Source organism: Lactobacillus kalixensis DSM 16043, from assembly GCF_001434335.1.
In the GTDB taxonomy this organism is placed as follows: Bacteria; Bacillota; Bacilli; order Lactobacillales; family Lactobacillaceae; genus Lactobacillus; species Lactobacillus kalixensis.
In genome coordinates, this window is the sequence record NZ_AZFM01000039.1 from 1 (window position 1) to 13,758 (window position 13,758).

General features: G+C 36.1%; 10 protein-coding genes. 7 read left to right on the forward strand and 3 right to left on the reverse strand.

Translation table 11 applies throughout. The features are described from left to right. The first annotated feature begins 136 nt into the window (after positions 1-136). The 3 genes from FC46_RS08610 (at position 137) to FC46_RS08620 (ending at position 3,761) form a co-directional block, all read left to right on the forward strand. Positions 137-844 carry a YjjG family noncanonical pyrimidine nucleotidase gene (locus FC46_RS08610; RefSeq protein WP_057799803.1) on the forward strand — a complete coding sequence of 236 codons (708 nt, stop codon included), beginning with the start codon at positions 137-139 and terminating at the stop codon, positions 842-844. Positions 845-905: 61 nt separating this feature from the next. Further along, positions 906-2,828: an elongation factor G gene (locus FC46_RS08615; RefSeq protein WP_057799805.1), complete on the forward strand. Its 1,923-nt coding sequence runs from the start codon at positions 906-908 to the stop codon at positions 2,826-2,828. Between the two features lie 117 nt (positions 2,829-2,945). Continuing rightward, positions 2,946-3,761, forward strand: coding sequence for a Cof-type HAD-IIB family hydrolase (locus tag FC46_RS08620; RefSeq protein WP_057799807.1), 816 nt, complete (start codon positions 2,946-2,948; stop codon positions 3,759-3,761). Positions 3,762-3,828: 67 nt separating this feature from the next. Here FC46_RS08620 and FC46_RS08625 read toward each other — a convergent pair whose 3' ends face one another. After that, positions 3,829-4,842: a D-2-hydroxyacid dehydrogenase gene (locus FC46_RS08625; RefSeq protein ID WP_057799809.1), complete on the reverse strand. Its 1,014-nt coding sequence runs from the start codon at positions 4,840-4,842 to the stop codon at positions 3,829-3,831. A 496-nt stretch (positions 4,843-5,338) separates the two neighbouring features. On the opposite strand from FC46_RS08625, the gene FC46_RS08630 reads away from it, so the two are divergent. From FC46_RS08630 to FC46_RS08640, 3 genes are all read left to right on the forward strand, one after another. Further along, positions 5,339-6,166: an exodeoxyribonuclease III gene (locus FC46_RS08630; protein ID WP_057799811.1), complete on the forward strand. Its 828-nt coding sequence runs from the start codon at positions 5,339-5,341 to the stop codon at positions 6,164-6,166. A 102-nt stretch (positions 6,167-6,268) separates the two neighbouring features. Next, a complete protein-coding gene (locus tag FC46_RS08635) occupies positions 6,269-7,714 on the forward strand; it encodes an amino acid permease (RefSeq protein ID WP_057799813.1) in 1,446 nt (481 codons plus the stop codon). A gap of 66 nt (positions 7,715-7,780) precedes the next feature. After that, positions 7,781-10,606, forward strand: a complete 2,826-nt coding sequence (locus FC46_RS08640) for a DEAD/DEAH box helicase (protein WP_057799815.1) — start codon at positions 7,781-7,783, stop codon at positions 10,604-10,606. Between the two features lie 41 nt (positions 10,607-10,647). On the opposite strand, the gene FC46_RS08645 is transcribed toward FC46_RS08640, so the two are convergent. Next, entirely contained in the window at positions 10,648-11,658 is a 1,011-nt protein-coding gene (locus tag FC46_RS08645; protein WP_083478046.1) for a serine hydrolase domain-containing protein, read from the reverse strand. 212 nt (positions 11,659-11,870) lie between these two features. Then, complete coding sequence (locus FC46_RS08650; protein ID WP_057799819.1) at positions 11,871-13,088, reverse strand: DUF2075 domain-containing protein; 1,218 nt, start codon at positions 13,086-13,088, stop codon at positions 11,871-11,873. A gap of 42 nt (positions 13,089-13,130) precedes the next feature. On the opposite strand from FC46_RS08650, the gene FC46_RS08655 reads away from it, so the two are divergent. Then, positions 13,131-13,544 carry a peptide deformylase gene (locus tag FC46_RS08655; protein ID WP_057799820.1) on the forward strand — a complete coding sequence of 138 codons (414 nt, stop codon included), beginning with the start codon at positions 13,131-13,133 and terminating at the stop codon, positions 13,542-13,544. Positions 13,545-13,758 lie beyond the last annotated feature (214 nt).

Below are 13,758 nucleotides of genomic sequence, written 5' to 3' on the forward strand. Positions count from 1 at the left end.
ATTTGACTCTTTTTCATTTACTTTTTAACTTACCGCAAAAAATTATACACTTAGTTTTCAATCTTATAATAACAACCTGAATATAGAAAAAACTGATATAATTATTTTTTTAGAAAATAAGAAAGGATCACGTAAAATGCGCTATAAACAAATTATTTTTGATGTTGATGATACTATCATTGATTTTGCAGCGACCGAAGACTTTGCCTTACATAGTCTTTTTGAAAAAAATCATTGGCCCCTTAATGCCGAAATACAAAAGCAATATCATTCTTATAATCAAGGCTTATGGCGCAAATTGGAGCAGGGCGAGTTAACTTACGAAGAGCTAAGCGAGAAGACGTTTCATGATTTTATCAAGCAACAGTTCGACCTTGAAATAGACGGCAAAAAAGCAATGGACGAGTACCGTTCATACTTTGGCGAGTCACATAAATTGTTGCCAGGTGTAAAAGATACTCTGAAATTTGCCAAGAAGCAGGGGTACAAGTTAACAGTGCTGAGTAACGGTGAAAAATTTATGCAAAATCACCGCCTGGAACTTGCTGGAGTGAAAAAATATTTTGACTTAATTGTCACCTCAGAAGAAGCGCATTATCAAAAACCTGATCAACATGCATTTGATTATTTCTTTAGCAGGACTGAGATTGGTCCTAGTGAGACGATCTTTTTTGGGGATGGTCTGCAATCAGATATTATGGGTGCGCAGCAATACGGCTTTGACAGTATTTGGTACAATCACCGCCACCGCAAGAATGCGTTGAATCTTCGTCCACTTTTTGAAGTTGAGAATTATCCTGAATTCGTCAAGTTAATGCAGAACGATTTTCAGAAGAAGTATTAATTGAATAATCCAAGTAGGTATCTTATCGTTAAAAGTAAGATACTTTTTTTAGGTGAAAATTATGAAGAATATTACGACAGGAATCGTTGCCCACGTTGATGCGGGGAAGACGACGCTCTCTGAAGCACTATTATATGAAGCAGGGAATCTGCGCTCGTTAGGGCGAGTGGATAACGGGGATGCTTTTTTAGATACAGATGAACTTGAGAAGAAGCGCGGCATTACCATTTTTTCTCATGAAGCAAAATTAACGATTGAGAATGCCGAGATTAACTTACTTGATACTCCCGGCCACGTTGATTTTTCTTTTCAAACTGAAGAAGTTCTGAGTGTGCTAGATTATGCGATCTTAGTCATCTCGGCCTCAGACGGGGTGACTAGTTACACTAGAGTTTTGTGGAATTTACTGAAGCATCGTAATTTACCCGTTTTTATTTTTGTAAATAAAATGGACATGCCAGGTGCAGACAAAGCGCAACTTTTGAATGATTTACAAGAAAATTTGGATCAGAATTGTTTATCTTTTGAAAACGAAGATGAAGATTTTTTTGAAAATGTTGCCGCTTCTGATGATGAACTGCTTGAGAAATATTTGGATAGCGGTGAAGTTGAAGAAAGTGACATCCAGAATCTGATTGCTGAAAGAAAGATTTATCCAGTTTATTTTGGCTCGGCTTTAAAAATGGACGGTATTTCTGAATTCTTGGCTGGTTTTACCAAATGGATTAAGGAAAAGAACTTTGCAACAGATTTTAAGGCAAGATGTTTTAAGATTTCTCATGATAAAAAAGGTGAGCGGTTAACTTGGCTTCGCGTTCTAGGTGGACAAGTCCAAGCTAAAGACGAATTGGCAGGAGAGAAGATTAATCAGCTACGCGATTATAATGGTGAAAAATTCCAGACGGTTAAGGCAATGCCAAGCGGTGCAATTGTTGCAGCAACTGGATTAAATAAAACTTATCCTGGCCAAGGCTTTGGCATTGATGACGCTGTAAATGCGGTTCTTGAACCCGTTTTAACTTATAAAGTTGATACTGAAGAAGATATTCACGCTTGTTTACGTGCAATGAAAACCTTAGAAGATGAGAATCCGCAGCTTCATGTAACTTGGTCAGAGCATTTACAAGAAATTCACGTTCAAGTGATGGGTGAAATTCAGTTAGAAATTTTACAACAGTTACTGAAAGATCGCTTTAATCTGGAGGTTAGTTTCACACAAGGAAATATTTTGTATAAAGAAACAATCACTGCGCAAATTGAAGGAGTAGGGCACTTTGAACCGCTGCGCCATTATGCAGAAGTGCATTTGTTGCTTGAACCAAGTGAAAAGAATAGTGGAATTATTTTTGAAAATAAGTGTGATCTAGAAGTACTTGATAAAAATTGGCAGCATCAAATTATGACTGCACTAACTTCTAAAGAACATCTAGGTGCTTTAATTGGCTCACCGATCACAAATATGAAGATCACCCTAATTGGAGGTAAAGGGAGTATTGTTCACTCAGTTGGCGGTGATTTTAGAGAAGCTACTTATCGAGCAGTTAGACAAGGATTAATGGAACTAAAAGTTCGAAATAAATTGCAACTACTTGAACCCTGGTATGATTTTCGCTTTGAAGTTGGCGTCGATCAGGTAGGTAGAGCACTCAACGATATCCAGCAAATGAGTGGAACTTTTAAAACTCCGGAAGATAAAGGAAATCGTGTTGTCATTGAAGGATCAGCACCAGTCAGCCAAATGCAAGATTATGCAATTAATGTTCGCAATTATACTCATGGAGATGGCAATTTAGAGTGTGTGGTCAAAGGTTATCTACCATGCCACAATGCGGAAGAAGTTATTAATGATCGGGCTTATGATCCTGTTTCTGATTTTGAGAATACGCCAAATTCTGTCTTTTGTTCACATGGTGCGGGTCACACAGTTACATGGGATAAAGTTCCAGAAACTGCACAATATCCTTATCTTTACCCGCTAAGCTGAAATATATTGCGGAAAATGAAATATTTTAATAGCTGCGAAAGAAATTTTATAATTTCAAGAAATAATGATCGAAAAACGCTTACATAGTAAGATAAGGGTATTGGAAAGGTGATACAAATGACGAAAATACCCTTTAAAGCTGTCGCAGTTGATATGGACGGCACATTTTTAAATGATCGAAAAACTTTTGATCATAAGCTATTTAGTAAAGTCTTAAAAGAATTACAAGCTAATAAAATACCCTTTATTTCAGCTACTGGTAACCAATTGCTCCGTTCGCATGATTATTTTGACGGCATTGATGGAATTGATTATGTTTCTGAAAATGGTGCGGTGCTTGAAGTAAATGGTAAGGTAATTAAAAAAACTGCACTTGATTATGATATTGCACAAAAACTTTTGAACTTTATCCAAACTGAATACCCTGAAGCAATTATCATGGTTAGTGCTGAACATCATTGCTATGTCTTAAAGAGCATGGATCAAGCAACTAAAGATGATGTTCGCTTATACTACCGCGGAGTAGAGGAAGTTGAGCATTTTAATGAAATTGATCCTAGTGATGCAATTTTGAAGATTTGTTTAACTGCAGATGATGAATTAGCTACAATCATTCAAGATCGTTTCAACGCTAAGTACGGAGATTATGTTCGCGGAACTAGCAGCGGTAATATGACGATTGACCTAGTTCACAAAGGCATTAACAAGGCTAAGGGAATCGCTGATATTCTTGATTATTTTGGCATTAAGCAAGAAGAATTGATTGCCTTTGGTGATGGTGAAAATGACATTGGCATGTTAGAAAATTGCGGCTTTAGTTATGCAATGGCCAACGCTAATGAAAAGGCTAAAACAGTCGCAAAATATGAAGCACCATCTAATAATGACAATGGTGTGTTACAAGTTTTGGCAAAGTATTTAGATATTCAATAAAATATTTTTAGAGCAAAAAAGAGGTCTGGAAAAATCCAAACCTCTTTTTAGTAGCTTTAATTATTGATTAAAACTTGTTCTTGTCCAAAGCAACTGGAGAATCTGGCTTTTCGCCATTGATTAACTTCAAGTTGTTGTCGAATGCCTTAACGACCATGTTGCGTACAGCGTGAGTGGTGTAGAAGGCGGTGTGTGGAGTTACCAAAACATTTGGACGATCAATTAAGTCTGCCAAACGCTTGTCTGGGAATTCTTTACCTTCCCAATCCTTGTTAAATACGCCAACTTCACCTTCGTAAGTATCCATTACGAAGCCGAAGATCTTGCCTGAGTCTAATCCACGAATTACAGCATCAGTGTCAACAAGTGGACCACGTGAACAGTTAACAATAACTACGCCATCTTTCATCTTAGCGATTGATTCATCGTTGATCATGTGAACGTTAGCTGGAACGTCTGGGACGTGAAGTGAAATAACGTCAGCTTGCTTGTACAAGTCGTCAAGTGAATCTACGTAGTAACCCTTCTTTTCAAGTTCAGGGTTCTTGAAGATATCGTAAGCAATAACCTTTGCACCGAAACCTTCCATGATTTGCATAAATACTTGACCGATATGACCAGTACCAACAACACCGACAACTTGGTCACGAACTTCACGACCGATAGTAGGAGCCCAACGTAAGTCGCGCTTAGCCATCTTTTCATCCATGCGCTTATCTTGACGCAATACACGTGCAGCTTGAATAGCAGCGTGTTCAGCAATAGCGTCTGGTGAGTAAACAGGGACATTAGTAATTTCAAAGCCTAATTCCTTAGCCTTGTCCATGTCAATGTTATCAACACCAACGTTACGTAATGACATCTTAGTTACGCCAGCGTCTGCTAAAGCTTGGAGGGTATCAGCAGTGTAATCTAATTGTTGGTAAACAACAACACCATCGGCACCCTTAGCTAACTTAGCAGTTTCAGGAGTCAAAAGTTTATCTGTGAATTCAACATCGATATCCTTGTGAGCATCTTCCCATTCGTGCAAGAATGGTTCTTCATCCTTACGAATAGCGTAAGCAAAAATCTTTGTCATAAAATTCTACCTCCGTAAAAATCATATAATTATGACCGATTTCTATTATACTCTTGCTATTATTAAACAAAACACAAAAAATGTTTTTATTTTTAACAAATATCAAAAACAAACGTGAAAATGTTTCATGTGAAACTGAAATAAAAATATAATCGATTCAGTCGAATCAACAATAAGTTAATGAAAAATTCTAAACAATTTATTAAGATAAATCTTAAATAGTGACATAGTGTCACTAAATTGATATTATATGCTCATAACAGATAATGTTAAGCCTAAAAACAGAGAGGTGATCCTATAGATATAATATAGATGTTCCTAAATTCTTAATTGCTATATCTCAAACAAGCAAGTAACTTAAGACTTGCAACAATGTTGAAATAAATTCTCGTTATTCTCATTCAACACAACTCCCTTCAAAAGTTCAGTTTAGAAAAAGTCTAAGCTGAGCTTTTTTCGATATAATAAAAGAAAGATTGGATTAGGGGAGAGGAAAATGAAATTAATCTCATGGAATATTGATTCATTAAATGCAGCATTGACCAGTCAGTCTGCTCGAGCATTAGAAACTAGAAATGTTTTACAAAAAATTCATGACGAAAAGCCAGATATTTTTGCAATTCAAGAAACAAAATTAAGAGAGAGCGGACCTACCAAAAAACATCAAGAAATTCTAGCTGAAATGTTTCCAGAATATAATTATGTTTGGCGTTCATCAGAGGAGCCTGCTAGAAAAGGATACGCGGGAACAATGTATTTATATCTAAAGACACTAAAGCCTGAAGTTTCCTATCCTAAAATTGGTGCACCTGAGCCGATGGACTTGGAAGGCAGAATTATCACTCTGGAATTTCCTGAATTTTTCGTTACTGAAGTGTACACACCAAATTCAGGTAATGGCTTGAAACGTTTAGCTGAACGTCAAGTTTGGGATCAAAAATATATCGATTATCTTAAAGAACTTGATGCGAAAAAGCCGGTTATTGCTAGTGGTGACTATAATTGTGCGCATAAGCCTATTGACTTGAAACACCCAGACACTAATCATCATTCAGCCGGATTTACTGATGAAGAGCGTGAAGATTTTACTGAATTATTGAATGCAGGATTTACCGATTCATTTAGAAAAGTAAATGGTGATGTTGAAGGTGTTTATTCTTGGTGGGCACAACGAGTAAGAACAGCCAAGGCCAACAACTCAGGCTGGAGAATTGATTATTGGTTAACCAGTGATCGAATCGCTGATAAAATTAAGCGGTCTGAAATGATTGATACAGGTAAACGAGCAGATCATTGCCCGATTTTGCTTGAAATTAGCCTATAATTTAAAATTTATAGCATTCCTTTAAGGAGTGCTTTTTTTAATTGGTCTAAAAGAGTAAAATGTTTTTCGAAAAAAGTTTTATATTTTGTAGGGGGAAATTTCGTGAGCGAAGAAAACGAGGACTGGGCCTTAGAACAGGACTTGAAATATAACCGCTTGACTGCTTTTAAATTGTTTGCAATGACAAGTTCAATGGTTATTTCAGTCGATGAATTGGCTCCATTTGGTAGAACTGGTGCAACTGCACTATTTTATTTGTTGATTGCTGGTATTGCTTGGTTTATTCCAATTACTCAGATGGCGGGAGAAATGGCATCAGTTGATGGCTGGTCCAAAGGTGGGATCTTCACTTGGGTTAAAGGAACTTTAGGTGAAAAAACTGGTTGGACCGCAATGTTTTTACAATGGATTCATATTACTGTGGGAATGGATACGATGATGTATGTTATTATCGGGGCTTTGTCGATTACATTTGATACGCCTTGGTTTAATACCACACCAATTGTCCGATTCTTATTGATGATGGTTATTTTGTGGAGTGCAACCGCAATTCAGGTGATCGGGGTTAAGAAGATTGGTCGAATTGCAGAGTGGCTATTCATTTTGGGAATTGCTTTTCCTGTTGTTCTGATTATTATTGCGTTCTTCGTTTACCTAGCTCAAGGGCATCCGCTACATATGCAGATTAATTGGAATACGATCATTCCACATAAGATAGACAGTGCTACATTAGTTGCCTTTGTTCCATTTATGTTAGCCTTTTGCGGGGGAGAAGCATCTGCACCACACGTTAAGAATTTGGAACATCCACATTCTTATGCAAAAGTTATGCTTGCTTTAGCTTTGACTGCGATTACTTTTGACCTACTTGGTTCAATGGCAATCGGAATGAGTGTACCTAAGAGTCAAATTCAAAATAGTACAGGCTTTGTTTATACTTTTGGAATTTTGCTTGATTCAATTGGCTTACCAGGTGATATTTTGAAGAAAATTATCGGGGTAATGCTTGCTTGTGGAATTATTGGTGAACTTGGTAATTGGATTGCTGGACCTAATCAAGGGATGTTTGAAGCAGCTAAAGAAGGTTACTTACCGAAATTCTTCGCTAAAGCAAGTAAGCATGATGTGCCAATTCGTTTAATGGTTACGCAATCATTAATTGTTACTTGCTCTGCAGTTTTAATTACCTTTACCAGTGGTAGCAATGCAGATTTTGCTTTCAATGTTTCTTTAGCAGCAACCACAGCACAATACTTGATGGTTTACATTATTATGCTTATTGCATTTATCACCTTGAAGAGAAAGCATGAAGATTTGCACCGGGCTTACTACATGACTAAGAATACTAATTTAAGTATTGCTATTTCATGCTTAGCTTTAGTAATTACTGTTATTGCCTTTTTCGTAACTTTTACTCCAGCGGTTGGTACGCCAAGTAATTTGCGGGGAGCGTATGTATGGAGTTTGATTGGAATGTGTGTGATTGTTGCGATCATTCCACTTGTTTTATTCCATTTCAAGGATAGATGGCAAGCCGAAGAAAATTAACGACAGGAAGACTCATGATTTGGGTCTTCTTTTTTGGTTAGGTAAAATTATTTGCGAGGTGTTTATATGAATGAACCATTGAAAGATGCAATTTTGAATGGCTTGTATGATCCGAGCTATCCCGGGCATAACTTATTTGGCCCAAAATTATTGAAGAATGATTCTAATGACAAAATTTGGTTAACTTTACGAAGAGAACTATTAACTTGTAAGAGTTTTGTATGGGCAGTAGCTTTTGTGACTGAAGATATGTTGGTCCCACTTAAGCTGGTTCTGGCTGATTTAGCGACTAAAAAGGTGAGCGGTACTTTAATAACTGGTAGTTATCTTGGATTTAACTCTCCAAAAGTTTTTGAAGAGTTGTTGAAAATTCCAAACTTAACGGTATTGATTAATGAAGAAAATTTTCATGCCAAAGGATATTTTTTTGAACATGAAGATTATCAAACTTTAATTATTGGTAGTGCTAATCTGACAAGAAATGCTTTGCTTAGTAATTACGAATGGTCGCTAAAGGTAAGCTCAAGAGAAAACGCTGCTTTAACTCGGGAAATAGGCAAGCAAATTACTGATTTAAGTGCACAAAGCTTTGGCTTAACTAAAGACTGGATTGAGCAATATCGTCAAACTTGGAGTAGACCTGTTGGGAAATACCATAAAAATATTTCCCAGGAAATAATTCCCAATCAAATGCAAAAAGCTGCATTGAAGAATTTGCATGAATTAGTAGTTAGTGGTCAAAATAGAGGACTGGTAGTTTCAGCAACTGGTACTGGAAAAACTTATTTAGGTGCGTTTGCAGTTAAAGATTTTAAGCCGAAGAGATTTTTATATTTAGTTCATCGTCAGCAAATTGCTGAAAAAGTCCGTGATAGCTTTTATCAAGTAATTGGTGGAGATAAAAAAGAGTTTTCACTGTTATCGGGAAATAGTCATCGAACTGATGGGAAATATCTTTTTGCGACAGTTCAGACGATGAGCCAAGATAGTGTTTTAACATCCTTTAAACCTGATGAATTTGACTACATTTTGATTGATGAGGCCCATCGTTCAGCATCGCCAAGTTATCGAAAAGTTATGCAATATTTTAAGCCGAAGTTTTATTTGGGAATGACAGCCACACCTGAACGAATGGATAAACAAGATGTGTATCAGATTTTTGATTATAACTTAGCTTATGAGATTCGTTTGCGAGATGCTTTAGAAGAAAAAATGCTGACACCGTTTCATTATGTTGGTGTTCAAGATTATGAATTAGACGGTGAATTGATTACTGAAACCAGCAAGTTGCGTCAGTTAACAGCAGAAAAGCGAGTAAGGTATGTACTTGAGCAGATTGGTTATTATGGCTATTGCGGTAATCGTGCGTGTGGACTAGTTTTTTGCAGCAGACAAGATGAAGCAAGAATAATTGCTGAAAAATTTACAAAGTCTGGACATCCAGCGGCTGCTTTAACAAATAAAGATTCCCAGAATAAACGTCAAAAGGTAGTTGCAGCCTTAGAAAATGGCGACTTAGAGTATATTATGACGGTTGATCTGTTTAACGAAGGCGTAGATATTCCAAAGTTGAACCAGATTATTATGTTGCGTAACACCCAATCCAGTATTGTATTTATTCAGCAATTAGGTAGGGGCTTGCGTAAGTATCCGCACAAGGATTTTGTCACTGTAATTGACTTTATTGGGAATTACAAGAACAACTATTTAATTCCAATTGCACTAAATGGTGATCGTAGCCGCGATAAAGATATAGCTATAACAGAAGCAAAATTACCTTCGTTTGTAGGTTTATCAACAATCAATTTTAGTCGAATTGCGACTGAGCAAATACTTACATCGTTAGATAAAATCAAATTAGATAGCTTGCGTGAATTAAAAGCAGCTTATACGGATTTAAAACAAAAGATTGGGCGGATCCCACTTCTGCAAGATTTCCAACATTACGGTTCAATTTCACCGATCGTTTTTGAGAAAAATAAGCAGCTTAGTAACTATGGTGTGTTTTTACAAAAAATGGGTGAGAATGTCGAAATGACGAAGTATGAATCCCAGCTATTAACTTTTGTCACTAAAGAATTGATGAATGGTAAAAGGCCACATGAATTAATTTTACTTAAATTATTATTGGAACGTGATAAGGTAAGTGAAGCGCAATACTTGGAAGCGCTAGATCAAGAAAATGCATATCATGATGAAGCGGTGCTTAAGTCAATCGATGATGTTTTGACTTTATCATTCTTTGATGTGAAGGCGGGGAAGACAACGAAGAAAGCGCAGTATGGTAATTTGTCACTGATTTCACATTGTGATTCTGGCTATCAGCTTTCTTCTGAATTTAGCGCTGCTTTAAAAGATTCAGATTTTGCTAAATTAATGGTTGATGTAATTACTACTGGATTAGATTTAACTCGTGATTATAACGCTACTGAACAATTCACCTTGTATAAACAATATGATCGTGAAGACGTGTGTCGTTTGCTAAATTGGCCTAAGGATGTGTCAGCGCCGATGTATGGTTATCGCGTTAGTGATCATGAAACGCCGATTTTTATCACTTATAAAAAAGACTCTGAGAAAAAGCGCAACGCTGTTTATGATAATAGTTTACAAAATGGCCGTAGTTTAAGGTGGTATACTCGCAGTCCCCGACACCTTGATTCAGCCGAAGTACAGAAACTATTGAAAATAGAGAAAATGAGATTACATATTTTTGTCAAACGAAGTGACGCGGCAGGCAAAGAGTTTTTCTATCTTGGTCAAGCGCAGATTCAAAAAGATACCGTAAAAGAAGAACAAATTGGCACAAAGAAAAAGGCGGCAGTAGGAATGGATCTACTCCTAAAGACGCCTTTGTCAGAGTCAATGTATGAATTATTGTTTGATGAATAAAAAAGAAGAGCGACTGCTCTTCTTTTTTGATAGCTACATAATTAGTTTGCACTAAAAGTGTTGGGCTTGATGTAGTTTAAGATTTGATAACCAATTGATTTAACGGTGCTTTCGTTGTCATTAGTTTGATTTAAGAATAAAATCAATCCGTTTTTATTGTCGGTAGTCATTTGGAACCAATTACCAAAGTGAGTACCAGCTAAGTTACCATAAGCCATTTTCAAGCTATCGTTATTCTTTAAATAAACTCCGCCAGAATAATCCGTTTTCTTAGATTTTAAGTGTGTTAAATAATTAAAGTCAGATGCACTTAAAATTGAGCCATCAGTTAAACCTACTTGCATCTTGTAGTAATCCATTGGTGTAGAGAATAGGTTACCTGCGCCGGGTAGTTGTGAAGCCAATGATCTTTTGACATAAGCAGCATTACGATAGCTACCATTATTCCAGTTGTAAGAAATTGCATCGGTCATTGAGCTTGGAATATTTTGGTAAAGGTAGGTATGTTGTAAACCAAGCTTGTTAACGATTCTTTCTTGGAAGTTTTCTTCATAAGACTTACCAGTAACAGCTCTAATAATTCCAGCTAAAAGAATGTAATTTGAATTGTTATAGTAATAAGTTCCTACGCTTGATTGTGCAGTGGAATTGATGTTGTTAACAATCCAATTAATAGCATTGGCCTCAGAGTAATTGTAGCCACGGTTAACTTCGGAACCAGTTGCCCGAATTCCAGAAGTGTGAGTTAGCAAATTACCGACCGCAATCTTATTTGCATTACGTAAAGTTGGGAACCAACGGGATATTTTAGTATATTGAGTGAATTGCTGATTGGTACCAGAAGTTTCGTTGATTAATTGAATAATCATTGCTGCAGTTAGTACTTTTTGCAAAGATGCAGTTGGGTAAACAACTTTTGGATTACCGTTACCGATTTTTTTACCATACCAGCCGTATCCTAAGCTGATTTGTTGAGGTTCACCATCTTTAATTATTACTGCGCTACCACGCACATTATTTTGGTCCATAACATTACGAACGAAGGTACGCATTGCTGTTTTTTCTGATTGGGTAGCTGCTTGTACTGGCTGGCTAGTAGAAATTGAAACTGCGGGACTAGCAAGACCTATAGCGATAGCAGCTACAGCTAAAATTTTTTTCTTCAAAATAAGTATTCTCCTCAGAACAAGTCTTACTTTGTATTATAAAACTTATATTTCAAAAAAATATTTAAAAAAAGTAAAAAATGTGAACTTATTTGTAACTATTTAGAAATAGTCTGAAATAAATTGATTAATTCCTGACGCAGAGCTGAATCGTGTGCATAAAGATAGCAGCCATAGATCCCACGTTTAAATAAAACATTGAGTGAATTCATCACCATTTTTTGTTCAAGCTTCTTAATCTGAGCTGCATCAAACAAATCATCTCTTTTTTTAAACATTTCGATATCAGTGATTTTATCCAAATTTATCTGAATTTGTTTAGTTTTTTTATTTAAGCTAAATGGAGGGCCAATAATGATCCCAACATAATTGAGATCAAAACCTTGACAGGTATAAATAGAGCCGACTTCATCAATGGTAGAAGGAATTTCAGCCCATGGAGTTGAAGTGTAATTATATTGGTCCCAAGGCATTTTGAATCTTCCTTCTATTATGTAGTGCTTGCCTCCATCCAAAGTTGAAGGGTAACCAGAGGTTGAAAGAATGCGTGATAAGCTAACTTCATTATTTCTTTTGACAATCTCTTGTCGCATTTCTTCTGCATCGTTAAAAACGCGAAAGTCATAATTATGCTGCGCATCTTTTGGAAGAGGAGATAGCTTGCCATCTGTAAAATCATTAAACCAGGCGATTAAATCATCAGGTGCAGTCATTCGAAACTGATGAAGGAGGTGGTAGTCTTCGTGTGGATATTGATGAGTGATTTTTTCAAGTCGTTGATCTGTCCACAGACTTTTCATTCTTAATACTTGATATTGATCAAAAACAAGAATAACAACTTTGCTACGCTTGATGATTTCTTGTAATTGATTTTGATAATAAAAATTGTTGTAGTGATCTGGTTTTGATAAAAGCAGATGAGCTTCATCGATAACGACAACATCTGCAGAAGTATGCTTTTTATCCATTTGATTAATGAAGGAAGTTGGGCGCATGTAGTCTTTTTTATATAGGTCATTAATTGGACCGGCTATTTGTTTATAGACTTTTAGAATCTCAGGGTGATTTACTAAGAAGTAGTTTTCTCTATCTTTAAAAGGTGCTTCTTTTTGCCGAGTCATAATTTGAATTTGTGTAAACAATGCTGACAAAACGACGCTTTTACCAGTACCGGCATCTCCATAAATAGTAAAAACAGCAGGATAATCTGCTTGTAAATGTGTCTCAGTAAACGTTAGAATTCTATTAATCAGATTTTGTTGTTCAGTAGTTAGTTGCTTGAATGGATCAAGTTTTGCGATTGCTTTATTTATCATTTATAACCTCTTACTACTATATATAAAAGAAAGTTGAATAATATGTCAGTTAAAACAATAATTCATGATCAAAATTTTTTAAAGTTAAAGGCGATATCAGCCAAGCCCCAAGATAAACAAGATGCAATTGACTTGCGAGATACACTATTAAGTCAACGAGATAAAGCGGCAGGCCTTGCGGCGAATATGATTGGAAGTCGTAAACGAATCATTGCTTTTTACTTAGGACCACTTCCGATTATAATGATTAATCCAAGACTTGTTTCTAAAAAAGATCAATACTTAGCAGAAGAGGGATGTTTATCACTCGATGGAACAAGAGCAGCGGTGCGCTATAAAACAATTACTGTTGAATATGAAAACATGGACTTTGAAAAATCAAGCCAAGTCTTTAAAGATTTCACTGCAGAAGTCATTCAACATGAGCTTGATCATTGTGATGGAATATTAATTTAAAAAAATCAAAAAAATTTTGGGGAAATTTTGCTCGAAAATGAACGTTTTACGAACTTTTTGAGCTGAAGAGAAAGAGTTTTGGTTAAAATTGCACTTGGATATGAACGATTTTATTATAAATCCTTTTAAATTAGAGTAATATCCGGATGAAAATAAAGATTTGACGAAAAGAGAAAGAGTGTGTAATATATTTAACTGTCGTCGGGTGATACAA

Coding starts and splice junctions, on each gene's coding strand:
- FC46_RS08615 (WP_057799805.1), top strand. CDS start 906: ATGAAGAATATTACGACAGGAATCGTTGCCCACGTTGATGCGGGGAAG.
- FC46_RS08650 (WP_057799819.1), bottom strand. CDS start 13,088: ATGATAAATAAAGCAATCGCAAAACTTGATCCATTCAAGCAACTAACT.
- FC46_RS08640 (WP_057799815.1), top strand. CDS start 7,781: ATGAATGAACCATTGAAAGATGCAATTTTGAATGGCTTGTATGATCCG.
- FC46_RS08630 (WP_057799811.1), top strand. CDS start 5,339: ATGAAATTAATCTCATGGAATATTGATTCATTAAATGCAGCATTGACC.
- FC46_RS08645 (WP_083478046.1), bottom strand. CDS start 11,658: ATGCGTACCTTCGTTCGTAATGTTATGGACCAAAATAATGTGCGTGGT.
- FC46_RS08625 (WP_057799809.1), bottom strand. CDS start 4,842: ATGACAAAGATTTTTGCTTACGCTATTCGTAAGGATGAAGAACCATTC.
- FC46_RS08655 (WP_057799820.1), top strand. CDS start 13,131: ATGTCAGTTAAAACAATAATTCATGATCAAAATTTTTTAAAGTTAAAG.
- FC46_RS08620 (WP_057799807.1), top strand. CDS start 2,946: ATGACGAAAATACCCTTTAAAGCTGTCGCAGTTGATATGGACGGCACA.
- FC46_RS08610 (WP_057799803.1), top strand. CDS start 137: ATGCGCTATAAACAAATTATTTTTGATGTTGATGATACTATCATTGAT.